The 22,978-nt window shown below is 64.2% G+C and carries 24 protein-coding genes and 1 pseudogene; 14 read left to right on the top strand and 11 right to left on the bottom strand.

Annotated elements, in window-relative coordinates; all coding sequences use genetic code 11:
* Window positions 1–38: 38 nt before the first annotated feature.
* Window positions 39–965, top strand: a complete 927-nt coding sequence (locus ACVOLL_RS17435; protein WP_481514033.1) for a DUF6607 family protein — start codon at window positions 39–41, stop codon at window positions 963–965.
* Window positions 966–1,133: 168 nt separating this feature from the next.
* Here the strand turns inward: ACVOLL_RS17435 and ACVOLL_RS17430 are convergent, their stop codons facing one another.
* Entirely contained in the window at window positions 1,134–1,487 is a 354-nt protein-coding gene (locus tag ACVOLL_RS17430) for a DMT family protein (protein WP_481514032.1), read from the bottom strand.
* Between the two features lie 165 nt (window positions 1,488–1,652).
* On the opposite strand from ACVOLL_RS17430, the gene ACVOLL_RS17425 reads away from it, so the two are divergent.
* From ACVOLL_RS17425 to ACVOLL_RS17375, 11 genes and pseudogenes are all read left to right on the top strand, one after another.
* Window positions 1,653–2,366 carry a response regulator transcription factor gene (locus ACVOLL_RS17425; protein WP_057630720.1) on the top strand — a complete coding sequence of 238 codons (714 nt, stop codon included), beginning with the start codon at window positions 1,653–1,655 and terminating at the stop codon, window positions 2,364–2,366.
* 140 nt (window positions 2,367–2,506) lie between these two features.
* Window positions 2,507–3,769, top strand: a pseudogene (locus tag ACVOLL_RS17420) (sensor histidine kinase).
* Window positions 3,770–3,917: 148 nt separating this feature from the next.
* A complete protein-coding gene (locus ACVOLL_RS17415) occupies window positions 3,918–4,298 on the top strand; it encodes a diacylglycerol kinase (protein WP_481514031.1) in 381 nt (126 codons plus the stop codon).
* Window positions 4,299–4,352: 54 nt separating this feature from the next.
* Window positions 4,353–5,102: a TerC family protein gene (locus ACVOLL_RS17410; RefSeq protein ID WP_481514030.1), complete on the top strand. Its 750-nt coding sequence runs from the start codon at window positions 4,353–4,355 to the stop codon at window positions 5,100–5,102.
* 266 nt (window positions 5,103–5,368) lie between these two features.
* Window positions 5,369–6,001 (top strand): LemA family protein, encoded by a 633-nt coding sequence (locus tag ACVOLL_RS17405; RefSeq protein ID WP_481514029.1) that lies wholly within the window; start codon window positions 5,369–5,371, stop codon window positions 5,999–6,001.
* 10 nt (window positions 6,002–6,011) lie between these two features.
* Entirely contained in the window at window positions 6,012–6,911 is a 900-nt protein-coding gene (locus ACVOLL_RS17400) for a TPM domain-containing protein (protein ID WP_481514028.1), read from the top strand.
* Window positions 6,911–7,402 (top strand): TPM domain-containing protein, encoded by a 492-nt coding sequence (locus tag ACVOLL_RS17395; RefSeq protein WP_481514027.1) that lies wholly within the window; start codon window positions 6,911–6,913, stop codon window positions 7,400–7,402. The genes ACVOLL_RS17400 and ACVOLL_RS17395 overlap by 1 nt, the downstream gene beginning before the upstream one ends.
* 66 nt (window positions 7,403–7,468) lie before the next feature.
* Entirely contained in the window at window positions 7,469–8,377 is a 909-nt protein-coding gene (lgt, locus tag ACVOLL_RS17390; protein WP_481514026.1) for a prolipoprotein diacylglyceryl transferase, read from the top strand.
* Window positions 8,374–9,168 (top strand): thymidylate synthase, encoded by a 795-nt coding sequence (locus tag ACVOLL_RS17385; protein ID WP_481514025.1) that lies wholly within the window; start codon window positions 8,374–8,376, stop codon window positions 9,166–9,168. The genes lgt and ACVOLL_RS17385 overlap by 4 nt, the downstream gene beginning before the upstream one ends.
* 23 nt (window positions 9,169–9,191) lie before the next feature.
* Window positions 9,192–9,770, top strand: coding sequence for a hypothetical protein (locus ACVOLL_RS17380; RefSeq protein ID WP_481514024.1), 579 nt, complete (start codon window positions 9,192–9,194; stop codon window positions 9,768–9,770).
* Window positions 9,767–10,258 (top strand): dihydrofolate reductase, encoded by a 492-nt coding sequence (locus ACVOLL_RS17375; protein ID WP_481514023.1) that lies wholly within the window; start codon window positions 9,767–9,769, stop codon window positions 10,256–10,258. Before ACVOLL_RS17380 ends, ACVOLL_RS17375 begins: the two co-directional genes overlap by 4 nt.
* 224 nt (window positions 10,259–10,482) lie before the next feature.
* On the opposite strand, the gene ACVOLL_RS17370 is transcribed toward ACVOLL_RS17375, so the two are convergent.
* From ACVOLL_RS17370 to ACVOLL_RS17325, 10 genes are all read right to left on the bottom strand, one after another.
* Window positions 10,483–11,124, bottom strand: coding sequence for a DUF1287 domain-containing protein (locus ACVOLL_RS17370; protein WP_481514022.1), 642 nt, complete (start codon window positions 11,122–11,124; stop codon window positions 10,483–10,485).
* Entirely contained in the window at window positions 11,121–12,152 is a 1,032-nt protein-coding gene (locus ACVOLL_RS17365) for a symmetrical bis(5'-nucleosyl)-tetraphosphatase (protein ID WP_481514021.1), read from the bottom strand. The genes ACVOLL_RS17370 and ACVOLL_RS17365 overlap by 4 nt, the downstream gene beginning before the upstream one ends.
* A complete protein-coding gene (apaG, locus tag ACVOLL_RS17360; protein WP_481514020.1) occupies window positions 12,152–12,535 on the bottom strand; it encodes a Co2+/Mg2+ efflux protein ApaG in 384 nt (127 codons plus the stop codon). Before apaG ends, ACVOLL_RS17365 begins: the two co-directional genes overlap by 1 nt.
* 49 nt (window positions 12,536–12,584) lie before the next feature.
* Window positions 12,585–13,391, bottom strand: coding sequence for a 16S rRNA (adenine(1518)-N(6)/adenine(1519)-N(6))-dimethyltransferase RsmA (rsmA, locus tag ACVOLL_RS17355; RefSeq protein WP_481514019.1), 807 nt, complete (start codon window positions 13,389–13,391; stop codon window positions 12,585–12,587).
* Entirely contained in the window at window positions 13,388–14,368 is a 981-nt protein-coding gene (gene pdxA / locus ACVOLL_RS17350) for a 4-hydroxythreonine-4-phosphate dehydrogenase PdxA (protein ID WP_481514018.1), read from the bottom strand. The genes rsmA and pdxA overlap by 4 nt, the downstream gene beginning before the upstream one ends.
* A gap of 3 nt (window positions 14,369–14,371) precedes the next feature.
* On the bottom strand, window positions 14,372–15,733 hold the full coding sequence (locus tag ACVOLL_RS17345; protein ID WP_481514017.1) for a peptidylprolyl isomerase: 1,362 nt from the start codon (window positions 15,731–15,733) through the stop codon (window positions 14,372–14,374).
* Window positions 15,730–18,165 (bottom strand): LPS-assembly protein LptD, encoded by a 2,436-nt coding sequence (gene lptD, locus ACVOLL_RS17340; RefSeq protein WP_481514016.1) that lies wholly within the window; start codon window positions 18,163–18,165, stop codon window positions 15,730–15,732. The genes ACVOLL_RS17345 and lptD overlap by 4 nt, the downstream gene beginning before the upstream one ends.
* A 96-nt stretch (window positions 18,166–18,261) precedes the next feature.
* Window positions 18,262–19,185, bottom strand: a complete 924-nt coding sequence (locus tag ACVOLL_RS17335; RefSeq protein ID WP_481514015.1) for a histone deacetylase family protein — start codon at window positions 19,183–19,185, stop codon at window positions 18,262–18,264.
* 57 nt (window positions 19,186–19,242) lie between these two features.
* Window positions 19,243–19,797 (bottom strand): cob(I)yrinic acid a,c-diamide adenosyltransferase, encoded by a 555-nt coding sequence (locus ACVOLL_RS17330; RefSeq protein ID WP_481514014.1) that lies wholly within the window; start codon window positions 19,795–19,797, stop codon window positions 19,243–19,245.
* Between the two features lie 14 nt (window positions 19,798–19,811).
* Complete coding sequence (locus tag ACVOLL_RS17325) at window positions 19,812–20,393, bottom strand: hypothetical protein (protein WP_481514013.1); 582 nt, start codon at window positions 20,391–20,393, stop codon at window positions 19,812–19,814.
* 114 nt (window positions 20,394–20,507) lie between these two features.
* Here ACVOLL_RS17325 and ubiH point away from each other — a divergent pair, with 114 nt between their 5' ends.
* Window positions 20,508–21,719, top strand: coding sequence for a 2-octaprenyl-6-methoxyphenyl hydroxylase (gene ubiH / locus ACVOLL_RS17320; RefSeq protein WP_481514012.1), 1,212 nt, complete (start codon window positions 20,508–20,510; stop codon window positions 21,717–21,719).
* Window positions 21,716–22,894 carry a UbiH/UbiF family hydroxylase gene (locus ACVOLL_RS17315; RefSeq protein ID WP_481514011.1) on the top strand — a complete coding sequence of 393 codons (1,179 nt, stop codon included), beginning with the start codon at window positions 21,716–21,718 and terminating at the stop codon, window positions 22,892–22,894. The genes ubiH and ACVOLL_RS17315 overlap by 4 nt, the downstream gene beginning before the upstream one ends.
* Window positions 22,895–22,978: the final 84 nt, after the last annotated feature.

The raw sequence follows: 22,978 nt of genomic DNA, 5'->3' as shown, positions 1-22,978 counted from the left end.
ACGGACGGCCATCCCTTCCATTCGCACAAGGAAAACCCATGAAACTGCTTTCCGCCAGCCTGCCGCTGCTGTTTTTCGTCAGCACCGCTGCCAGCGCCGCCACTGCCGATATCGCCCGTGACCACGACAGCATCCTGAAGATGCAGGGTGAGTACACGGTGGACTTCGCCTTCGATGAAACCGTGCTGCTCAAGCCCGGCTACGAACGCGCGTCGGCGATGCGCAGCGGTGGTGATGAAGTGGTGATCGTGGTTGAGGGCAGCCCGCGGCGCATCGTGCTGCAGCACCTGCTGGTGGACACCAAGAGCGGCCATGTCACCAAGCACTGGCGCCAGGATTGGGTCTACGAAGCAGCGCAGCGTTTCGAGTTCACTGCAGACCAGACCTGGACGGTGCGCGCCATTCCGGCCGCATTGAACCAGGGTGCGTGGACGCAGTGCGTCTACGAAGTCAGCGATGCGCCGCGCTATTGCGGCACCGGCCGTTGGAGTTACAACAACAATGTGCCGACCTGGACCAGCGACCTGAGCTGGCGCCCATTGCCGCGCCGCGAATACACCAAGCGCAGCGACTACAACGCGTTGGCGGTAGTGAACCAGCACACGCTTACCCCGAATGGCTGGACCCATGAGCAATTCAACACCAAGGTGCAGCGCAATGCCGACGGCAGCCAGGTGGAGATCGCGCGCGAGTTCGGTTTCAACGACTACATCAAGACCACCGAAGTGGACTTCAAGCCTGCGCGCGATTACTGGGCTGCCACCGCACCGTTCTGGGCGCAGGTGCGTCAGCGCTGGGATGGCTTCCTTGGCCAGCCGCCGGGCGTGCACCTGAAGACCAAGCTCGATGGCATGGCGATGATCATTCCGCTGTTCCAGCAGGCCGAGGAAATCCAGGGGGGCGCGGCGCTGGACACCGGCAAGATCGATGCGGTGTTCGCCAAATATGTGGAAGCGGCCAAGTAAGTTGGCGCTTGTTCGGCTTTTTTGATCTTGTGGGAGCGGCGTAAGCCGCGAAGCTGATGTTCTATCAGGGGCCAGCAGCCAGCCCCTCCCCAACCCTCCCTTGGCTTCGCCAAAGGGAGGGAACAAGGACTGCCGCTCCCACATCCATCATGCCCAGATGCCCCGGGCCTATTCCTTGAACATCAACAACGCCGCCACCACGATCAGCGCGAACGCCGCCCAGTGATTCCACTTCAGTGGCTGCCCCAGATAGGTGGCGGAGAAAACCGCGAATACCACCAGGGTAATCACTTCCTGCATGCCCTTGAGTTGCGGCGCCGAATACACCGCGCTACCCATGCGGTTGCCTGGCACCTGCAGGCAGTACTCGAAAAAAGCGATGCCCCAGCTGACCAGGATCACCGTCATCAACGGGGCGGTCTTGAACTTCAGATGGCCATACCATGCGATGGTCATGAATACGTTGCTGGCAACCAGCAGCAGTACCGGGTAGAGGTAGGCAGTAAAGGAGGGGGCGACCATATCCAGCTTCATCAAGGCGGGTCGCTAGCATAGGGTGCGGTTGGGCGAACGTTTGTCCATACCGAACAAGTTTCAAGTGATACCAATAACGGCATAAAGCCGTCTTCACACGAAATCCACCAGGAGTGCGGCATCTTTCACAAAGCTGAAGACTAAGGAGGCTCCATGCGACAGACCAAGGAATCGTCCGGGCTGGTATTGGTTGTCGAAGACAACCGCAACATCTCCGAGATGATTGGCGAATACCTGGAAGGCAAGGGGTTTGAGGTGGACTACGCAGCCGATGGCCTGGATGGCTACCGGTTGGCCGCCGAGAACAGTTACGACGTAGTGGTGTTGGACCTGATGCTGCCGCGCTTGGACGGCATCGAAGTATGTCGACGCCTGCGTAACGAAGCACGCAAGTCCACGCCGGTGCTGATGCTGACTGCACGCGACACGCTGGACGACAAGCTCACCGGGCTTGGTTATGGCGCTGATGACTACCTGACCAAGCCCTTCGCGATCCAGGAGCTGGAAGCACGCCTGCGTGCATTGATCCGCCGCGAGCGCCGCCAGGTGGGTGCTGAAGTGCTGAAGGTCGCCGATCTGGTGCTGGACCCGGTCAGCATGCGTGCTACCCGCGCTGGCAGCGAGCTGCAGCTGTCGCCGATCGGCCTGCGCCTGCTCACCATCCTGATGCGCGAATCGCCGCGGGTGGTGACCCGCCAGGAGATCGAGCGCGAAATCTGGGGCAATGGCCTGCCTGATTCGGATACCTTGCGCAGCCATCTGTACAACCTGCGCAAGATCATCGACAAGCCGTTTGATCGTCCCTTGCTGCACACCGTGCAGAGTGCTGGTTACCGGATTGCCGACATCGGTCAGTCCATGGGCTGATCTGCAGGGGGCGTGTACTGGCACCTGTGTTATGAAGAACCGCCGCAGAACATGAGTCGCGGCGGTTTTTTCTTGTCAGGTAATTCTGCGACGGCGCCAGTCCAGTCCCTATAATCACCCGGGCTTCGGGGGGGGGGCGCATGTCGTACGGGTTACCGCGGAAGATCAGAATGGCATTCATCCTGCAGGCGCTGCTGGCGAGCCTGGCAGTGTTGCTTGGTGGCTATCTGATGGCCTTGGTGGTCAAGTACGGCCTGATCAATGCAGTCCTGCAAAGCGAGGCGGAGTACTACTGGCAGCAGAGTGCACAGGCGCGAGATATGGCCCCGCCCAATACGCTGCGCATCCGTGGCTACATGCAGCTGGCAGGGCAATCCGATGCGACGGTACCTGCGCAGCTGCGCTCACTGGCACCGGGGTTTCATGAGCTGGAGTCTTCAGATTAGCTGGTACTGGTGGACCAGCACCCGGAGGGTCGGCTGTACCTGGTGTTCCAGCGTTCTCCTGCGCACCGTGCGGCTGTATGGGCGGGGGTGTTGTTGATCCTGCTGGCCATCCACGCGGCGTCGTGGCTGACCTATCGGGCTTCGTCGCGGCTGGTTGCGCCGGTTAGCTGGCTGGCGCGACGGGTATCGCTTTGGGATCCGCGCCACCCCGATGCGAAGGAGCTGGCGCCGGAGCGCTTACCGCCAGAGGTGCAGGGCGAGACCCGGCAATTGGCGTTGGCCTTGCACGACATGGCCGGCAAGGTTGCCGACCATGTGGCACGCGAGCGCAATTTCACCCGTGATGCCAGTCATGAGCTGCGTACGCCGCTGACCGTGATCCGCATGGCCAGTGATATGGCCTTGGCCGATTCCGGGCTGACCCCACGATTGCAGCGCAGCCTGCAGCGCATCCAGCGTGCCGGTCGCGATATGGAGGCAGTGATCGATGCCTTCCTGCTGCTGGCCCGCGAGGTGGATGTGGAGCCGCAGTCCGAGCTGTTTGATGTCGGCGAGGTGGTGCGCTACGAGGCTGCCAACGTTGAAGAACTGTTGCAGGGCAAGCAGGTGCAGCTGCGGGTGCTGGTTGAAGGCAGCCAGATGCTGATGGCGCCGCCGCGGGTGATGCACGTGGTAGTGGCCAATCTGCTGCGCAATGCCTGTCTGTACACCGATGTGGGCGAGGTGGAGGTGCGGGTGATGCCGGGCCAGGTGGTGGTCCGCGATACCGGTATCGGCATGAGCAGCGAGGCGCTTGCGCGGATCTTCGACCCCTTCTTCCGGGCCGACGGCGGCCGCCAGCTGGGCGTCGGGCTGGGCATGCCGATCGTGCGCCGGCTGTGTGAGCGCTGCGGCTGGCGCATAGAGATCGACAGCCGTGAGGGGCAGGGAACCACCGTGACCCTGCTCTATCGCTGAGATGTGGCTTGGCGGTGGCCCCGGTAAGCAAGGGCCAGATGTGGCAAAATTGGCGGCTAATCTCACGCTACCGGTGTCATTCCCATGAGCGGTTGTTCAGCCTCCAAGGTTTTGCTCGGCCGCGCTGCGGCAACTGGCAAGGTGTCGCATGGCTGATCAGATCGGGCATATGCCGCGTGGCCCCGGGCGCATCCTCAAGGCCGCCAAGTGGTCCTGGCAGGGGCTTTGCGCTGCCTGGATGCACGAGTCCTCGTTCAGGCTGGAAGTCTGTCTGTTCGTGGTGCTGGCACCGCTGGCGATCTGGTTGGGCCAGAGCCCGGTGGAGCAGGTCTTGATGATCGGCTCGATGCTGCTGGTGATCGCCATGGAGTTGGCCAACTCGGCCATCGAGGCGGTGATCGAGCGCTATGGCCCGGAATACCACGTGCTGGCTGGCCGCGCCAAGGACATGGGCTCGGCGGCGGTCTTCGTGCTGATGATGAACGTACTGCTGTGCTGGGGCCTGATTCTGTTGCCGCGGGTGTTCTAAAAATCAGTCGCCGGGCGGCGGCTGATGTAGTGCTGTTGTTGAAGGATTGATCGTATGTCTCTTGCATTCCTCGCTGACCCGAACGTGTGGGCCACCCTGTTCATGCTCAGCGCACTGGAAATCGTGCTCGGCGTTGACAATCTGGTTTTCATCTCCATCGCGGTAGGGCGCCTGCCCTCGGAGCAGCGCCCGCTGGCGCGCCGCGTTGGCATTGCGGTGGCCTGCATCACCCGCATCATGTTGCTGGTCTCGTTGGCCTATCTGGCACACATGAAAACCGACCTGTTCAGTGTGGCCGGCATGGGTATCTCCATCCGCGACCTGATCCTGATCGCCGGCGGCCTGTTCCTGCTTTACAAGGGGGGCAAGGAGATTCGCGAACTGATCAGCGGCGGCGAAGATGCCGACCCGACCACGACCAGGACGTCGGCCGCCTTCGGTGTGGTGATCGCGCAGATCGCGGTGATCGATATCGTGTTCTCGCTGGATTCGGTGATCACCGCAGTGGGTATTGCAGATCACGTGCCGGTGATGGTTGCTGCGGTGTTGTTGTCGGTGGCGGTGATGATGATGGCGGCAAACCTGCTGGGTCGCTTCATCGATGCCAATCCGACGGTGAAGCTGCTGGCATTGGCCTTCATCCTGCTGGTCGGGGCGGTGCTGGTGCTGGATGGTTTCGATGTCCACGTACCCAAACCCTACATCTATGCGGCAATGGGTTTCTCGGTGCTGGTGGAGTGGCTGAACCTGTTGATGCGGCGCAACGCCAAGGCCCACCACGTGCCGGGTTCGGACAACTGGTAAGTGCCTGAACGGCCGGCATCGCCTGCCGACAAAAGGACCCCAAGGGCTGGCTCTGCCGGCCCTTTTTTTGTGTGGGAGCGGCGTCAGCCGCGAAGCAGATCATCCTTCGGATTGCGGACATCCCCGCAACCACCGCTGTGCCGGCTTCCCGGCTGACGCCGCTCCCACAATCGCTTGGCCCGGAGGCTTTGGCCGCCGCTGGTCTTTGCAAACCTTGAACAGGCAACGTGGCATGCTCGGCATTCCAGCCATCCAGGGTCCGACCCATGCGCCAGTACCTTCGCCTGATGTTGCTTGTCATCGCGGTGATTTCCATTTCCGGCTGTGGCTATAACGCCATCCAGCAGAAGGATGAGGCGGTCAAGGCCGGCTGGTCCGAGGTGGTCAACCAGTACAAGCGCCGCGCCGACCTGATCCCCAACCTGGTCAACACCGTGCAGGGCTATGCCCAGCAGGAGCGGCAGGTGCTGACCGAGGTCACCAATGCCCGCTCCAAGGTCGGGCAGATCCAGGTCAATGCCGACGATGCCGATTCGCTCAAGCAGTTCCAGCAGGCCCAGGGCGAGCTGGGCAGCGCGCTGTCGCGACTGCTGGTGGTCAGCGAAAACTACCCGACGCTCAAGTCCGACCAGAACTTCCGTGACCTGCAGGCGCAGCTGGAAGGCACCGAGAACCGCATCACCGTGGCCCGCGGCCGCTATATCCAGCTGGTGCAGGACTACAACACCTACATCCGCTCGTTCCCGCAGGTGATCACCGCCAAGATGTTCGGCTATGCGGCCAAGCCCAATTTCACCGTCGACAACGAGGCGCAGATCGCGCAGCCGCCGACCGTGAGCTTCGGCAACCAGCCGGCAGCGCCGCAGCAGACGCCGCCGCAGCCCGCGCCGGCGCAGTGAGCCGCGCGCGATGAGCGCGTTGTTGCAGCGCTTGGGCTTGCTGCTGTGCCTGCTTGGCCTCGGCTGGGCAGGCCCGGCGCTGGCCCAGCAGCTGGCGCCGATCCCGCCGCTGGATTCGCCGGTGGTCGATACCACCGGCACCCTTGATGCGGCGCAGAAGCAGGCGTTGGAGCAGCAGGCCATTGCCCTGCAGCAGCGCAAGGGCGCGCAGCTGCAGGTGCTGATCGTGCCGAGCACCCAGCCCGAGGACATCGCCCAGTACAGCACCCGCGTGTTTGACCAGTGGGCGATCGGCCGCAAGGGCGTGGATGACGGCGTGCTGCTGCTGGTGGCCAAGGATGACCGCAGGGTGCGGATCGAGCCGGGCTACGGCCTGGAAGGTGCCATCCCCGATGCAATCGCCAACCGGGTGATCCAGGAATACCTGGTGCCGCACTTCCGCCAGAACGACTACGCCGGTGGCATCACTGCCGCCAGCGGCGTGCTGGTCAAGATCATCGACGGCGAGGAGCTGCCGGCTCCGGTCAGCAGCAATCGCGATGGCGGCGGTGGTGGCGGTGATTCGATCTTCTTCTTCGCGATCATGATCGGTGTGTTTGCTTCCACCTTCATGCGCATGCTGCTGGCCAAGCTGCCGCGTCCGATCCGTGGTGTGGTCTCAGGCCTGATTGCCGGTGCGGCCGGCTGGCTGTTGCTGTCGGTGGTTGGCGGCGGTATTGCCGCGCTGGTGGCGTTCCTGCTGTCGCTGGGCAAGGGCTCCAGTGGTGGTTTTGCCAGCGGTGGTGGCTGGGGCGGCGGAGGCGGCTTCGGTGGTGGCGGGGGCTTTGGCGGGGGCGGCTTCGGCGGAGGTGGCGGTTGGGGCGGTGGTGGTGGACGTTCGGGAGGCGGTGGCGCCTCGGGGAGCTGGTGATGCGCTGGTTACGACATTTCTTTGCTCCCTCCGCGCATGCCGCGTTTCCGGAAGCCAGCCTGGACCGGATCGCCCGCGCCATTGCCGACGGTGAGCGCCTGCATAGCGGACAGGTGATGTTCGCGGTCGAGTCCGATCTGCCGCTGGGCCTGCTATGGAAGGGCACCAGCGCCCGATCTCGTGCCGAGCATGCCTTCGCGTTGCTGCGTACCTGGGACACCGAGGCCAACAACGGTGTGCTGATCTATCTGTTGCTGGCCGACCATGCCATCGAGATTGTCGCCGACCGCGGCCTGCAGGTGCGGGTGGATGCGACGCAATGGCAGCTGATCTGCGATCACCTGCGTGAGCAGCTGAGCGGCGATAGCCGCGAGGAAGCTGTGCTGGCGGCGGTGGCCGAGGTCTCGCAGCTGCTGTCGGCACACTTTCCACCTGATCCGGCAGGGCGTAGCCGCAACGAGTTACCTGACCGCCCGCAGGTGTTTGGCTGAAGCATGGGTTGAGTGGCAAGGGCTGCTACCCCGAGAATAGGGGCTGGTTCGCCTGACAGTGCCCGCATGCTCTTTCTTCATGACATAGATCCCATCGCTTTCTCGCTGGGTCCAATCGATGTGCACTGGTACGGCATCATGTACCTGCTTGGCTTTGCCGCTGCCTGGTGGCTGGGCCGCTCACGTATCCTTGCCGGGCGCTTGCCGGGCGTGGATATGAATGGCTTCTCCGACCTGCTGTTCTACGCGATGCTGGGCGTGGTGCTGGGTGGACGCATCGGCTACATGCTGTTCTACGCAACCGCCGACTTCCTCGCCAATCCGCTGATCCTGCTGCGGGTATGGGAAGGAGGCATGAGTTTCCACGGCGGTCTGCTCGGCGTGCTGATCGCCGGCTGGTGGTGGACGCGCAAGCACAAGCTGCATTTCTTCGACACCATCGACTTCGTTGCACCGCTGGTGCCGCTGGGTCTGGGCTTCGGTCGCCTGGGCAATTTCATTGGTGGCGAGCTGTACGGCAAGTTTACCAATGCCGGCTGGGGTGTGATCTTCCCGCATTCGCCGCTGAAGGATGTTCCGGCTGGCTTGCCGGCGATGGAGCAGCTGCTGTCGGCTGCGCAGATCCAGCAGGACTATGCTGCTGGCCTGCTCAGCCAGTACGCACGCCATCCCTCGCAGTTGTACGAAGCGCTGCTGGAAGGCCTGGTGATGTTCCTGGTGCTGTGGTTCTACTCGATGAAGCCGCGCCCGCGTTACGCCGTGTCCGGCCTGTTCGCGCTGATGTATGGCAGCTTCCGCTTCCTGGTCGAGTTCGTGCGCATGCCCGACAACGGCGTGTATGTCGCGTTTGATTGGTTGACCCGTGGCCAGATCCTGAGCCTGCCGTTGATCGTGTTGGGCTTGGTGTTGCTGGCAATGTCGCGCCGCGCGCCGGTGTTGCAGCCGGTGCTCCCACTGGAAGAGAAGAAGGCATGAAGCAATATCTGGATCTGCTGCAGCATGTGATGGAGCACGGCACCGAGAAGTCCGACCGCACCGGCACCGGCACGCGCAGCGTGTTCGGCTGGCAGATGCGCTTCGACCTCAACCAGGGCTTCCCGCTGGTCACTACCAAGAAGCTGCACCTGCGCTCGATCATCCATGAGCTGCTGTGGTTCCTGAAGGGTGATACCAATATCGCTTACCTGAAGGACAACAAGGTCAACATCTGGGACGAATGGGCCGATGCCAACGGCGACCTAGGCCCGGTCTATGGCAAGCAGTGGCGCAGCTGGGCTACTGCCGATGGCCGCGAGATCGACCAGATGCAGTGGCTGGTGGACGAGATCAAGCGCAATCCGGATTCGCGCCGGCTGGTGGTCAGCGCCTGGAACGTGGGCGAGCTGTCGCAGATGGCGCTGATGCCCTGCCACAATCTGTTCCAGTTCTATGTGGTCGACGGCAAGCTCAGCTGCCAGCTGTACCAGCGCAGCGGTGACATCTTCCTCGGCGTGCCGTTCAACATCGCCAGCTATGCCTTGCTGACGCATATGGTGGCGCAGGCGACCGGGTTGGGCGTGGGCGATTTCGTGCACACGCTGGGCGATGCGCATATCTATTCCAACCATTACGAGCAGGCACGTGAGCAGCTGTCGCGCGAACCGCGCGCGCTGCCCAAGCTGTGGTTGAACCCGGAGGTGACCGACCTGTTCGGCTTCCAGTTCGACGACATCCGCATCGACGGCTACGACCCGCATCCGGCAATCAAGGCGCCGGTGGCGGTGTGATGTTCCAGCAAGGGAGATCTGTCATGCGACGGATCGCATTGCTCTTTGCAGTTCTGGTGGCTGCGGTACAGGCGCCGGTGTTGGCCAAAAAATTGGCCAAGCAGACACCTTCCGAACAAAACTCAGCCATCTTCGTGCAGCTCATCAAGCCGGTTCTGCAGAAGTCATTGGTGGAAGAACTGCTGGGCGAAGTAGAAGTCGCTTCGTTGGCGTATGCCCCGGCAGGATGGGAGGATCAATGTGTTCAGATCCGGCCGGCTTTGAATGAGCTCATGCAAGGCCAACTACGTCCATGGGCACAAAAAATGGTGGACGGTAAGGAGTTGGAAGCCGGGATCAATTTGGCATTGCAGGAGCAACTGACAGCGGCTGAGAGGCTTCTGGTCATCACCGCAATGGATGGTGGCAACCTGGTGTTGGCCACGTATCTTGTGGTCAACCATAAGGGGGTGGCCGAGCGCATGGCGGGATTGGTGGGCGCGCAGATGGAGGTGGCCAAGCCCGGCTATCTTCAGATCATGGATGCGCCGGCGAGCGCCGAATTCAAGCAGGTTGTTGAAACCTGCAGAACCCATTTGGCTTCGTCTGAGGAGAAATTGTGAAGCTTTCCATGATCGCTGCACTGGATCGCAACCGTGGCATTGGCCATGACAATGCGATGCCGTGGCATCTGCCGGATGACTTCAAGCACTTCAAGGCGCTGACACTCGGCAAGCCCATCCTGATGGGGCGCAAGACCGCCGAATCGTTGGGCCGCGCGCTGCCGGGGCGGACCAATCTGGTGTTGACCCGTAGCGGGCAGGTGCCGTTTGCAGGCATGCGTGCGGTGGCTTCGTTGGACGAGGCGCGGGCGATTGCGGCGGGCGAGGGCGCCGATGAGTTGTGCGTGATTGGTGGTGGTGAGATCTATCGGCTGTTGTTGGATCAAGCCACTGATCTGCATCTGACCTTGGTGGATACAGAGGTGAACGCCGATACGCATTTCCCGGAAGTGGACCCGGCGCTGTGGCGAGAAGTGGATAGCCAGGAGCATGCAGTGGACGAGCGGCATGCGTTTGCGTTCCGGTTTGTGCACTACGTGCTGCGCTGAGTTGTTCTGAAGCTGAAAGGCTAAAAGCTACGAAGCTACCCCTCCCCAACCCTCCCCTTGGCTTCGCCAAAGGGAGGGAGTAACAGTCTTGGCGCCGCGCGGCATCATGCAGCGGGCGAGATCAGCCCCCTCCCTTTGGCGAAGCCAAGGGGAGGGTTGGGGAGGGGTAGCTCTTCGCACTTTGCTCTTTGCACCAGGCTTTCAAAGCCTCACACCAGAGCCACTCACCCTGGTATCCGGTAATGCCCAATGATCGTGTGCCGGAACAACAGATCCTGCTCCTGCGTGCCCTGGGCGATGTTGTGCAGCACCAGCGGGGTGCCATCGTCCAATCGCCTGTCCGAGACGATGCCCACATGCAGCAGGCCATTGCCATTGAGTTTCCACGCCACGATGTCGCCGGCAGCGTAGTCATCGGCGAGGGTGCTTATTGGTAGCTCCCAGCCCTGGCGCTGGAACCAGCGCATCTGGTTGGGCACGCGGCGGTGATCGATGTTCCGATCCGGTCGCGACAGTCCCCATAGCCGGGGATAGGCGGCGAAGTTCCCGCGCATGTCTTCGTGGATGCGTTGCTGCAGATCGATACCCTGCGTGCGCAGGGCGCGGATCACCACATCGGTGCAGACGCCGCGATCAGCTGGCGGATCGCCACCTGGATAACCGAGGGAGAAGTAGGCCGGGTCGTAGCGGGTGGTGACCCCGATCTGCGCCCGTGCTGCCGCGACCAGTGGTGGCGAAATGGCTGCAGGCGCGGATTCGATGGCTGCCGTCGGCGGCGGGCTGGTCTGCGCGCCATCCGTCTGCGGACGGCAGCCCGCAAGCACTGCGATGGCCATCAGCATCAATGCCGATGGCCAAGGCCTCATGCAGCCGGTCCGTTGTTGTCCGGCGTCGGCGTGCTGTTGTTGCCGTTGTTGTTGCCGTTCCTTCCGCGCGGTCGGTGGCGGCGCGGTCGCCGGCGCTGTTCACCGCTGCGCTCGGGACGAGGCGTTTCACTGCGCGGTTCGGATTTGGCCTCGGGCTTGGCCTCCACGCGCGGCTTGCGCGGCGGGTGCTGGCCCGGCACCGGCACCGGTACATCACGGCCCGGCACCTGCACGATGCGCAGGTCTTCGCTGTCCAGCTGCAGTGCGGTGAGCTTGCCACCCCAGACTGCGCCGGTATCGATGGCGTGCACGCCCTGGGTGATGGTCAGGCCCAGGGCCGACCAATGGCCGCAGACCATCTTCAGTTCACGCTCGACCCGGCCAGGTACTTCGAACCACGGATACATGCCTTGCGGCTGGGTGCCGGGGGTGCCTTTGTCTTCCATGCCGATGCGCCCGCTTGGGGTGCAGTAACGCATGCGGGTGAAGATGTTGATGATCGCGCGCGAGCGGTCGTAGCCGCTGAGGCCCGGCGACCATGCCGGCTTGTCGCCATACATGTTGCGGAACAGCTTGCGGTAGCCGTTGCCGTGCAGTTGCAGCTCGACTTCGCGGGCATGCTTTTCGGCCAGCGCCACGGTCCACTTCGGTGCCAGGCCGGCATGGAACATCATCCAGCCCAGCTCACGGTCCACGTGCGCCAGCTTCTGCATGCGCAGCCAGTCCAGCAACACGTCGCGGTCCTCGGCCAGCACGATGCGCTGCAGGTCGGGGTTGACCTTGCGCTGCTCCTCTTCGCTGCGGGCGCCAATGGCCAGCAGGGACAGGTCGTGGTTGCCGAGCACGGTGACGCTGTGCTCGCGCAGTGAATGCACCAGTCGCAACGTCTCCAATGACTGACCGCCACGGTTGACCAGATCGCCGGCGAACCACAGTTTGTCTGCAGCCGGATCGAAATTGATCTTTTCCAGCAAGCGCTGGGTGACGTCGTAGCAGCCCTGCAGGTCGCCAATTGCCCAGGTCGCCATCAGTGCAGCGTCCTTGGGATGGCGAGTACGAACGGCGCGATCGGTGCGGCGAACTCGGTGCCGTCGTCGGCGATCATGTCGTAGTGGCCTTGCATGGTGCCGCGCTCGGTGCCGAGCATTACTCCGGAGGTGTAGCGGAACTCCTCGCCCGGGCGCAGCCGTGGCTGTTCGCCGACGACGCCATCGCCATCGACGATCTCGACCCGGCCTTCGCCGTCGGTGATGCGCCAATGGCGACTGATCAGTCGCGCCGGCATGGTGCCACGGTTGTGGATGCGGATCGTGTAGGCGAACGCAAAGCGGCCGTCTTCAGGGGCCGACTGGTCGTCGATGAAACGAGGCGAGACCTCGATCTCGATCGCGTAGTGGCGGGTGTCTTCCATGGTAGGAGTGTAAGCAAAAGCAGGTGATCGGATTGCGTGTTTGCAGCGCTTATTCGTGCGGCAGGTTGGCAAGCCTGATGAAATCGGCGACTTCCAGCTGTTCGGCGCGGGCATCACTGCGCACTCCGGCGGCTTCGAACTGGGCCTGATCGATGACGCCGTTGAGGGCGTTGCGCAGGGTTTTGCGGCGCTGGCCGAAGGCGGCGCGGACCACATCAGCAAAGCGCTTGCGGTCGTTGATGCCGACCGTGGCCGGGTCGCGTGGAATCAGCCGGACCACGGCCGAATCCACCTTCGGCGGCGGCCGGAACGCGCCCGGTGGCACCACGAACAAAGCCCGCACCTCGCAGAACGCCTGCAGCATCACGCTCAGGCGGCCGTAAACCTTGCTGCCGGGGCCGGCGGCCATGCGGTCGACTACTTCCTTCTGCAGCATGAAGGTCATGTCCGAGATCGCGGCGGCGTGATCCAGCGCGTGGAACAGGATCGGCGAGGAGATGTTGTAGGGCAGGTTACCGACCAGGCGGATCGTGGAGCCGGCGGCCAGCTCGGTGAAGTTCACCCGCAGCACGTCGCTGTGGACGATGGTCAGCTCGCCCAGCGGCGCGGCGGCTTCGGTCAGCGGTACGATCAGGTCACGGTCGAACTCGATGACGGTGAGCTTGGGATGGCGGCGCAGCAGCGGGAAAGTGATGGCGCCCTGGCCCGGGCCGATCTCGACCAGACGGTCGTCGCCCTTCGGGTCGACCGCCATGACGATCTTCTCGACGTAGTACTTGTCCGCCAGGAAGTGCTGGCCGAGCTGCTTCTTGGCCGGGGCGGTGAAGCCCGTGCGCGGGGAATGATCTGAATTCATGTGCTGATTTTACGTTGTGCAGCCAGCTGCGCGCATAACGCTGTTGCCGCAAACAGGCTGGAGGGGTCGGCCACGCCCTTGCCGGCGAGGTCCAGGGCAGTGCCATGGTCCACCGCAACGCGGGGGTAGGGCAGGCCCAGGGTGATATTGGTGGCCTGCTCGAAGCCGCTGTACTTGAGCACCGGCAGGCCCTGGTCGTGGTACATCGCCAGCACAGTGTCGAAACCGGCCAGTTTGGCTGGCAGGAAGGCGGTGTCGGCGGGCAGCGGGCCGATCAGGTTCAGGCCTTCGCCGCGCATCTGCTCGAGCAGCGGGATGATCAGGTCCAGCTCTTCACGGCCGAGATGACCGTCTTCGCCGGCATGCGGGTTGAGCCCGAGCACGGCGATGCGCGGCTGGGCAAGGCCGAAATCGCGCCGCAAGGCCGTATCGGTGGTGCTGATGACCTTGCGCAGGCTGTCAGTGGTGATGGCGTCGGCGACGTCGCGCAGCGGCAGATGGGTGGTGGCCAGAGCCACACGCACGATGTCATTGGCCAGCATCATCACCACTTCGACGCCGGCCTGGTTGGCCAGCAGCTCGGTGGTGCCGCTATAGGCGATGCCGCCCTGGTTGATCACCGCCTTGTGCACCGGGCCGGTGACCACACCGTCAAGGCTGCCGTCCAGGCAGGCCTGGCCGGCGCCGAGCAGGGCGTCGATCACTGCGCGCGCATTGCGTGGGTCGGCCTGGCCGAACTGCGAGGGGCTGGCATTGCGCACTTCACGCAGGCGCAGGTCGCCGGGGCGGCTGGCAGTGGCGTGTTCGGGGAGTAGTTGCAGCGGCAGGTTCAGCGTGCTGGCGGCGGCCTGCAAGGTATCCGGGTCCGCAAACGCCAACAGCCGGCAGTCACTGCGCGGCTGTTGGGCAAGTCGTATGCAAAGTTCCGGGCCGATCCCGGAGGGCTCGCCCGGAACCAGAGCGAGCTGGGTAGCCATGGATCAGGGCTTGGCCGGTTCTGCCGGGGTGGTTGCCGTGTCGGCATTGCCCTCGGCACGGTCACCGCTGCGGAAGCTGACGTAGGCTTCGCCACGCAGTTCCTGCAGGTAACGGTTGTACTCATCGTCCAGCTTGCGGCGGCCGATCTGCTCACGGACCTGGGCGCGCTTGTTGTTGTCGCCAACGTCGGTCTGACGGCTGGCCACGCGCTGCACGATATGCCAGCCGGCGTCGGTGCGGAACGGTGTGCCCACGCCATTGTCTGTCAGGCTTTCAACCTGCTTGCCGAAGTCCGGGCCGAAGGCGTCGGCCGGGAACCAGCCCAGGTCGCCGCCCTGACCGCGGCTGTTGCTGTCGTCGGAAGACTCCTTGGCCACGGCCTGGAAGTCGGCACCGCCAGCAATGCGTGCACGCAGGGTCTCGATCTTGGCCTTGGCGGCAGCGTCGTCGACCTGGTCGGTGACGCGCACCAGGATATGGCGGGCGTGGTATTCGGTGACCTTCTGGCCGCCGTCGCCAGCGCCGCCGGCATCACGGGTTTCCACCAGCTTGAGCAGCTGGAAGCCGCTCGGGCCACGGATCGGGCCCAGCACGTCGCCGGCCTTCATGGTCTTGATCTGGTTGGCGAAGGCGCTGGGGATTTCGTCGGCACTGCGCCAGCCCAGGTCGCCGCCTTCCAGCGCGTTGGGGCTGTCCGAATAACGGACGGCTGCAGCGGAGAAGTCCAGTTCGCCCTTGTCGAGCAGGCCCTTGACGCCGTCAACCTTGCTCTGGCCGGTGGCGATCTGCTCGGCGGTCGCACCTTCCGGCACGGCAATCAGGATGTGCGCCAGGTGGAACTGGGCACCACCTGCGTTCTGTTGGGCCAGCGCGGCATCCACTTCGCCTTCACTGACACTGATGCGGCTCTGCGCGAAGCTCTGACGCAGGCGCTGGGTGATGATTTCCTCGCGCACCGAGTTGCGGAAGTCGGAGAAACCGATACCGTCCTGGCTCAGGCGCTGGCGCAGGCCATCGACGTTGGTGCCGTTCTGCTGGGCAATGCTGCCGATGGCGTGGTTGAGTTCTTCATCGCTGACGCGGATGCCGCTGCTTTCGGCGCGGGCCACCTGCAGCTTGACCAGTACCAGGCGCTCCAGAACCTGACGCTCCAGTACCGATTCCGGCGGCAGCTGGGCTTCACGGCCGGCGTACTGGCCCTTGATGTTGGCGACCGCACGCTGCAGTTCGCTCTGCAGGATCACGCCCTCATCAACGACGGCGGCAATGCGATCCAGCGGTTGCGTCTGCTGTGCAACAGCCGGGGCGGCAATGCCGGAGAACGCCAGCAAGGTGGCGAGGACTGCAGGAAGGGTCTTGGTCATGGAATCTGGTTGGGATCGTAGTCGGCGTCGTTCGCCTCGATATTGCTGGGCGGAACGAGGTAGAGGTCGTCTCGGTTGTAGCCGAGAATAGCACGGCGCAAGGTGCGGTCCGTGTCCTGTCCAACCGAGCTCAGGCCCTTGAGCACGAACTCGATCTGGAACGAATTGTTGAGGTCACCCTCGCGGTTTTTGACGTAGCGGCGGGCCAATGCGCGCACTGCAAGACAGCAGCTGTCCCACTGCACGCCGCCAATGATTTCCAGCGGTTTGTTGTCGAGCATGGAGTAGTAATAGCGCCCGACGATGCTCCAGCGTGGGTTGATCGGGTACAGGAAATTGAAGTCGGCCTGCTTGAGCTGCGCGGTGCCATCGCCGGGGTTGCCGCGGTAGCGGTAGCTCAGGTTGATCACGCCGTCGTCGGGCAGCAGGTAGCGTGCACGCACGCTGGCCAGGTCTTCCTTGCGGAACTTGGGATTCCACTGGTAGGTAGTGCCCAAGGTCCAACGGTCGGTCATGGCCCAGTTGACGTCAGCCACCCAGGCGGACTTGCTTTCGCTAACCACCGGGTCGCCGGGGTTCACGGTGACCCGGGAGTCTTCGAAATAGCTGATCTGGCCGATGCTGGCCGAGAGCTTTTCGCGACCGTCAGCCTGACGGATCAGGCGGGTGGTCAACGCTGCGGTCAGCTGGTTGGCATCGTTCTGGCGGTCGGCACCGGTGAAGCGCGAGTCGCGGAACAGCTGGCCCCAGCTGAAGGTGAAGGCGCGGGTGTCGAACAACGGCAGATCCGACTGATCGCGGTACGGGGTGTTCAGGTAGAACAACCGCGGCTCCAGCGTATTCAGGTACGACTTGCCGCCGAGTGTGGTCTCGCGGTCGAAGAACAGGCCCATGTCGATGCTGGCGATGGGCATGCTGCGGCTGGGCGAGGTATTGCCGCGCAGCTGCTCCGGGGTGGCGGTGGCCGGGTCGATGCCGGCCGCACGCAACTGCTGGGCACGGATGCTGTCGGCCAAGCCGCGCTCCAGGTCATAGGCGGTATAGCGCCAGGCCAGGGTCGGGGTGATGTACCAGGCAGCGCCGCCCAACGGCATCGATACATACGGTTTGATGTCCAGACGCGAGCCGCCGAACATCCGGGTGACATCCCCGGTGCGGATGTACTCGCCATCGGCATCGATCGTCTTCTGGCGGATGTCGTCATGGGTAAAGCGCACCGCTTCGGCATACACGCCTGCTTCAAACCAGTGGGCGAAGTTTTCATCCCAGGTGGCGAACAGGCGCGGCTGGCGGCTGTAAGGCAGGGAAGCTTCGGTCAGCGTGTAATCGGTCAGCTGCCATTCGTCGGCCATGATGCCGGCGGTCCAGGCGCGGCCAGTGCCGTACAGGCCTGCCGTGCTCTGCAGGTTGGAGGCGGTGATGCCGTTCAAACGGTTGGAAAAGTCTTCAACGTAGCGTTCGTCGCTGACCCAGGCCAGGTTGGCGCGGGCCTGCCAGTTCTTGTCGATGCTGTGATAACCGTTGAACGACAGGCTGCCGCGATCACGGTCGCGCAGCTTATCGTTCGGCATATAGATGGTATCCAGCTGACCACGGCCGCCGGAGTACAGATAGCGGAACTCGTTGTCGAGCAGGAGCCCGCGCTTGCTCATGTAGCGCGGGGTCAGGGTGTCGTCGTAATTCGGTGCCAGATTGAAGTAAATCGGCTGCGCGTAATCAAAGCCATTGCGCCCGGACATGCTCAGCTTGGGGTAGAGCAGGCCGGTCATGCGGCGGTCGTCGATCGGGAATTTGAAGTAGGGCATGTACAGCACGGGTACCTTGCCTACGCGCAACACGGCGTTGCGGGCGGTGCCGAAGCCTTCTTCATTGTCGACATCGATCTGCGGCGCTACCAGCTTCCAGACCGGCTGCGAGGGATCGCAGGTGGTATAGCTGGAGTGGTGCATCTGCCCGGTCGAACCCTGTAGGTCAACCGAATCGGCAGAGCCGTTGCCGCGGCGGGAAACCAGCTGATAGCGGATATCGCTGATCTTGTGCGAGTCCGTTTCCTGATTGCCTTCGGCGCGCTCGGCCACCATCCGGATCGACGAGTCTGAATAACGGACATTGCCCTCGGCGATGTAATTGCCACTTTCAGTGTCCATGCGCAGCGTATCGGCGCCCATGAACTGGTCGCCACGCTTGAGCAGCACATTGCCTTGGTATTGCGGGATGGTGCTGGTGCCGGTGAGCTCGTTGCCTTCGATATTGGTAGGCAATTGCTCGCGATTGGCCGCCACAGCGGGGTCCGCCGGTGGCGCTTCATCGAAGGCCGGCAAGACGTCGGTGGCCGGGCACAGGCCCCAGTTCACCGGCTTCTCGTCGGCCCAGGCGGGCAGGCAGATGGCAATGCCCAAGGGCAGGGGAAGCAGGCGGAGAGCTTTGCGCACGCGGTTCGCATTCGGGGGAAAACGGCAGCTAGCTTGCCGCATCGTCCGCATGGGGGCAATGAAAGCCTGCCGGACGGGCCGGACAGGGTTCATCCATCAACGGCTTGCGAGCAGTTCCTGGACGTGCGCCACACTGCATTCGCGCAGGGCTTGCAGGTCGTAGCCGCCTTCCAGCATCGACACCACACGGCCGCTGCCATGGCGCCCGGCAAGCTTGACCAGTTCGCCGGTCAACCAGCCGAAGTCCTCGGTTTCGAGCATCAGATCGGCCTGCGGGTCGCGCATATGGGCATCGAAGCCGGCCGAGATGAACAGTAATTGGGGTTGGAATGCCTCGATCTGCGGCAGCATCTCGTCGGCCCAGGTGTTGCGGAAACGGAAACCGCCGCTGCCCGGCGGCAGCAGGATGTTGCAGATATTGCCGACCCCGCGCTCGCGCATATTGCCCGAATACGGGAACAGGCCGGACTGGTGGGTGCTGTAGTAGGCGATCTTGGGGTCGGTTTCGAAGATGGCCTGGGTGCCATTGCCGTGGTGTACGTCGAAATCGACGATGGCGATGCGCTCCAGCCCGTACTTGTCGCGGGCGTAGGCCGCGGCCACGGCGATGTTGTTGAACAGGCAGAAGCCCATCGCGGTATCGGCGGTGGCATGGTGGCCGGGCGGGCGCACCGCGCAGAACACGTGCTTGTTGCCGTCTTCCAGCATCACCGCATCGACCGCGGCGACGCCGGCACCGGCCGCATGCAGGGCCGCGCTGGCCGAGCCGGGCGAGCTGAAGGTGTCCAGATCGATACGCCGCAGCGGCGCGGTCTGCACCTGCAGCACCGAATCGATCAGCTCGCGGGTATGCACCCGAGCCAGTTCGCCGAGCTTGGCGGGCGGCGCGTTGCGCCACTCCAGCTGGTCCGGGAACTCGGCGCGCAGGGCTGAGATGACGGCGTGCAGACGCTCCGGCGACTCGGGGTGATCGATGCCGGGGTCATGTTCAAGGCAGGCAGGGTGGGTGAATACCAGCATGGCCGCACTGTAACCGTCGACGCCGCGCAGTGCGCGGCGTCGTATGGGAGGGGAAGATCAGCCGTGACGGCGTTCGTGGTTCCACAGTACTTCGCCATGGCCACCGGCCCGGGCAAGTACGCGGGACAACACGAACAGCAGGTCGGACAGGCGGTTCAGGTAGCGCACCGCTTCGGCACGGATGTCTTCGACGCGGGCCAGTGCCACGGTTTCTCGCTCGGCACGGCGGACGATGGTGCGGGCCAGGTGGCAACGCGCCGCGCCTTCGCCGCCAGCTGGGAGGATGAAATCCTTCAGCGGCGGCAGGTCGTCGTTATAACGGTCCAGGTGCTGCTCCAGCGCGTCGATGTCGGCGCTATGGATGGCTGCATGGCCGGGGATGCAGAGCTCGCCGCCCAGGTCGAACAGTTGGTGCTGGATGGTGGTGAGCAGGTTGCGTATGTCGTCAGGCAGGCTCACCGCCAGCAGCACGCCGATGGCCGAATTGGCCTCGTCGACGGTGCCGTAGGCGTTGACCCGCAGTGAATCCTTGCCGGTGCGGCTGCCATCACCCAGGCCGGTGCTGCCATCGTCGCCGGTGCGGGTGTAGATCTTGGAAAGGCGGTTACCCATTGCTCAGCGCGCCCTTAGTGGGCAACGCGGCCAGCGGCCGGCTGCTTGCTGACGGCTTCAGCCACAACCTGCACCAGCGCGGCAGCGCCGATGTACATGGCGGCGCTGCGCATGTACGGCAGCAGCCAGTCGCTGTAGTTCTTGGCCCAGCCAGCGAAGGTCGGCTCGGCGACGGAGGCGCTGATCCAGTAGAAGCTGCCCTGGGCGATCAGGTGGCACAGCGCGACCGAACCGATCACGGTGGCGGCCAGCATGCCCAGCGACTTGAGGCTGGCACTGCGGTAGTAGCGACGCAGCAGCATGCCGCCGGTCCACATCGCGAAATAGGCCGGGATCAGCATCCAGTAAGCGGCCGACACGCAGTAGTGCTGCCAGAAGTTCATGCCCTGGTTGGAGATCACCACCCAGTCAACCACCACCGCCAGGCCCATCAGCAGCGGGAACGCCCAGCGGGTCCAGTTGCGCAGGTAGAAACCACCAATGAAGAACACCGCCCACGAAGCATCCGGGATCGGTGCGAAGTGGTTGAGGCGGGTGCCGGCCATCAGCAGCACGAGCAGGGACAGGATGATGGCGCGTTGAGCGTTGGCGGTCATGGTGGCGATTTCCGTTAATCAGACGGCCATTCTAGCCGCAGTGGGGGTGAACCGGCGGTTGCACTGCGGCAAGGGGCGGCGACCGGGCGGGTGCGGCCCCGTTATCATTGGCCCATGAGCAAGAACCATGACGTAGTGATCGTCGGTGGCGGGCTGGTTGGTGCCAGCCTGGCCATCGCATTGGACCGGCTGGGGCTGGATGTAGGCCTGGTCGAAGCGACCCCGGGCGGCGCGCTGCCGGCGGTGTTCGACCAGCGCAACCTCAGCTTTGCCGCCGCCACGATCAATGCGCTGACTGCGCTGGGGGTGATGCAGAAGCTGGCCAACCCCGGTGGCCCGATCCGCCGCATCCATGTCAGCCGCGCCGGCGATTTCGGCCGGGTGCTGATGCAGGCGGCCGATTACGGGCGTGAGGCGTTCGGCCAAGTGGTGGTGGCGCGCGACTTTGGCGAGGCGCTGGAAGCCCGTCTGGGTGAACTGCAGCAGCTGACCCGCTACCGCCCGGCGAAGTTCGTCGGCCTGGGGGCGTGCACCGATGGCCGCCGCGAGGTGCTCATTGCCGATGACGCTGGCGAGCAGCGCCTGCGGGCCAGGCTGGTGGTGGGCGCCGATGGCACCCGCAGCGCGGTTCGGCAGGCGCTGGGGATCGACGTCAGCGAACACGATTACCAGCAGACCCTGTTCGTGGCGCGGTTGCGCGCGGCCAAGGCACCGGACGGCTGTGCCTATGAGCGCTTCACCGATACTGGGCCGACCGCATTGCTGCCACGTGGCGACCGCCACTACGGCGTGGTCCACGGCGTTGCCCGTGACGAAGCCGATGCGGTGATGGCACTGGACGACGCGGCGTGGCTGGCGCGGCTGCAGGACGCGGTGGGCTGGCGCGCCGGGCGGTTGCTGGAAAGCGGCCCGCGCAGCGCCTATCCGCTGATCCAGGTATTGGCACAGCAGCTGGTTGGCGAGCGTGCGCTGCTGCTGGGCAATGCCGCGCAGACCATCCATCCGCTGGGTGCGCAGGGCTTCAACCTCGGTCTGCGCGATGCGCTGACCCTGGCCGAGCTGATTGGCGACGCCGCACAGGACCCGGGGAGTGAGGATCTGCTGCAGGCCTATGTGGCGCGACGCGGCCCGGACCGCGAGCAGACGTTGGCGTTCTCCGATGGGCTTGCCCGTTTGACCAGCAATGCCACGCCGCTGATACGGCCGCTGCGCAGCCTGGGGTTTGTCGCTGCGGCGCAAGCGCCGGCTGTGCAGTCCTTCCTGGTCGGCGGCGCGATGGGCTTCCGGGGGCAGGTGCCCGAGCTGTGCAGGAGTGAAGCGCGATGAGTCGGCGCGGACAGTGGGATGCGGTGATCGTCGGTGGCGGCGTGGTTGGTGCGGCCTGCGCTTTGGCGCTGGCCGGGGAAGGCCTGCAGGTAGCGATGGTGGAAGGCCGCGAGCCGCCAACGTGGTCGCCACAGAAGCCTGACCTGCGTGTGTTCGCGTTTGCTGCCGACAACGCCGCCCTGCTCGAATCGCTGGGCGTGTGGAAGCAGATAGACCAGGCCCGTGCCCGCGCGTATCGGCGTATGCGGGTGTGGGATGCCGCTGGTGGTGGCGATCTCACCTTTGATGCCGACACGCTGGGCCGCCGCGAGCTGGGCTGGATTGTCGAGAATGGCCTGCTGGTGGATCGGCTGTGGGCCGCATTGCCGGCTGCCGGCGTGCAGTTGTATTGCCCGGCGCGAGTGGAAGCGATGGAGCAGGACGCGCAGGGCGTGCGCCTGCGCCTGGATGATGGCCGCCGCGTGGAGGCCTCGATCGCGATTGCCGCCGATGGCGCCGAATCCACCCTGCGTTCCTTGGCAGGCTTGGACGTCAGTCGCCATGACTACGGCCAGCGCGGTGTGGTCGCCTATGTGGACAGCGCGCTGCCGAACGAAGACACCGCCTGGCAGCGTTTCCTCGATACCGGTCCGTTGGCGGTGCTGCCGTTCGACCGCAACCGCAGCTCCATCGTCTGGACCTTGCCAGACGCCGAAGCCGAGCGGGTGCTGGCCCTGGGTGAGGACAGCTTCAATCGCGAGCTCACCAATGCGTTTGCGGGGCGTCTGGGTGAAATGCGTTTGGTCTCGGCGCGCGCGGCGTTCCCGCTGCGTCGGCAATTGGCTACCGCATATGTCGCCGGGCGCGTGTTGACCTTGGGTGATGCAGCGCACGTGGTGCATCCGCTGGCCGGGCAGGGTGTGAACCTGGGCCTGCGCGATGTGGCTGGGCTACGTGATCTTGTGCGCGAAGCCAGGCAGCGTCGGCAGGACTGGAGCTCGCCACACCGCCTGCAGCGCTGGGCGCGTACCCGGCGCAGTGAGAACACGGTGGCCGCTTACAGCTTCGATGCGATCAACAAGGTGTTCTCCAACGACGAGATGCACCTGACCTTGGCGCGTGGCGCGCTATTGGGTCTGGCGGGCAAGATGCCGCCATTGATGTCGATGTTCTGGAAACGCGCCTCAGGCCTGTAGGCAAGGCCAAATGTAGTGGCGGGGCCTGCCGGGCGCGGGGGGTAGCCGGGTTGCCCCCAGCACCGCTCAGGGGGGGCGAAACCG

The organism is Stenotrophomonas sp. STEN035 (assembly GCF_056759935.1).
Note: the sequence above shows the minus strand (reverse complement) of the source record. Positions and strands in the feature narration are given on the sequence as shown.

Coding starts and splice junctions, on each gene's coding strand:
- ACVOLL_RS17435 (WP_481514033.1), top strand. CDS start 39: ATGAAACTGCTTTCCGCCAGCCTGCCGCTGCTGTTTTTCGTCAGCACC.
- ACVOLL_RS17430 (WP_481514032.1), bottom strand. CDS start 1,487: ATGGTCGCCCCCTCCTTTACTGCCTACCTCTACCCGGTACTGCTGCTG.
- ACVOLL_RS17425 (WP_057630720.1), top strand. CDS start 1,653: ATGCGACAGACCAAGGAATCGTCCGGGCTGGTATTGGTTGTCGAAGAC.
- ACVOLL_RS17415 (WP_481514031.1), top strand. CDS start 3,918: ATGGCTGATCAGATCGGGCATATGCCGCGTGGCCCCGGGCGCATCCTC.
- ACVOLL_RS17410 (WP_481514030.1), top strand. CDS start 4,353: ATGTCTCTTGCATTCCTCGCTGACCCGAACGTGTGGGCCACCCTGTTC.
- ACVOLL_RS17405 (WP_481514029.1), top strand. CDS start 5,369: ATGCGCCAGTACCTTCGCCTGATGTTGCTTGTCATCGCGGTGATTTCC.
- ACVOLL_RS17400 (WP_481514028.1), top strand. CDS start 6,012: ATGAGCGCGTTGTTGCAGCGCTTGGGCTTGCTGCTGTGCCTGCTTGGC.
- ACVOLL_RS17395 (WP_481514027.1), top strand. CDS start 6,911: ATGCGCTGGTTACGACATTTCTTTGCTCCCTCCGCGCATGCCGCGTTT.
- lgt (WP_481514026.1), top strand. CDS start 7,469: ATGCTCTTTCTTCATGACATAGATCCCATCGCTTTCTCGCTGGGTCCA.
- ACVOLL_RS17385 (WP_481514025.1), top strand. CDS start 8,374: ATGAAGCAATATCTGGATCTGCTGCAGCATGTGATGGAGCACGGCACC.
- ACVOLL_RS17380 (WP_481514024.1), top strand. CDS start 9,192: ATGCGACGGATCGCATTGCTCTTTGCAGTTCTGGTGGCTGCGGTACAG.
- ACVOLL_RS17370 (WP_481514022.1), bottom strand. CDS start 11,124: ATGAGGCCTTGGCCATCGGCATTGATGCTGATGGCCATCGCAGTGCTT.
- ACVOLL_RS17365 (WP_481514021.1), bottom strand. CDS start 12,152: ATGGCGACCTGGGCAATTGGCGACCTGCAGGGCTGCTACGACGTCACC.
- apaG (WP_481514020.1), bottom strand. CDS start 12,535: ATGGAAGACACCCGCCACTACGCGATCGAGATCGAGGTCTCGCCTCGT.
- rsmA (WP_481514019.1), bottom strand. CDS start 13,391: ATGAATTCAGATCATTCCCCGCGCACGGGCTTCACCGCCCCGGCCAAG.
- pdxA (WP_481514018.1), bottom strand. CDS start 14,368: ATGGCTACCCAGCTCGCTCTGGTTCCGGGCGAGCCCTCCGGGATCGGC.
- ACVOLL_RS17345 (WP_481514017.1), bottom strand. CDS start 15,733: ATGACCAAGACCCTTCCTGCAGTCCTCGCCACCTTGCTGGCGTTCTCC.
- ACVOLL_RS17335 (WP_481514015.1), bottom strand. CDS start 19,185: ATGCTGGTATTCACCCACCCTGCCTGCCTTGAACATGACCCCGGCATC.
- ACVOLL_RS17330 (WP_481514014.1), bottom strand. CDS start 19,797: ATGGGTAACCGCCTTTCCAAGATCTACACCCGCACCGGCGACGATGGC.
- ACVOLL_RS17325 (WP_481514013.1), bottom strand. CDS start 20,393: ATGACCGCCAACGCTCAACGCGCCATCATCCTGTCCCTGCTCGTGCTG.
- ubiH (WP_481514012.1), top strand. CDS start 20,508: ATGAGCAAGAACCATGACGTAGTGATCGTCGGTGGCGGGCTGGTTGGT.
- ACVOLL_RS17315 (WP_481514011.1), top strand. CDS start 21,716: ATGAGTCGGCGCGGACAGTGGGATGCGGTGATCGTCGGTGGCGGCGTG.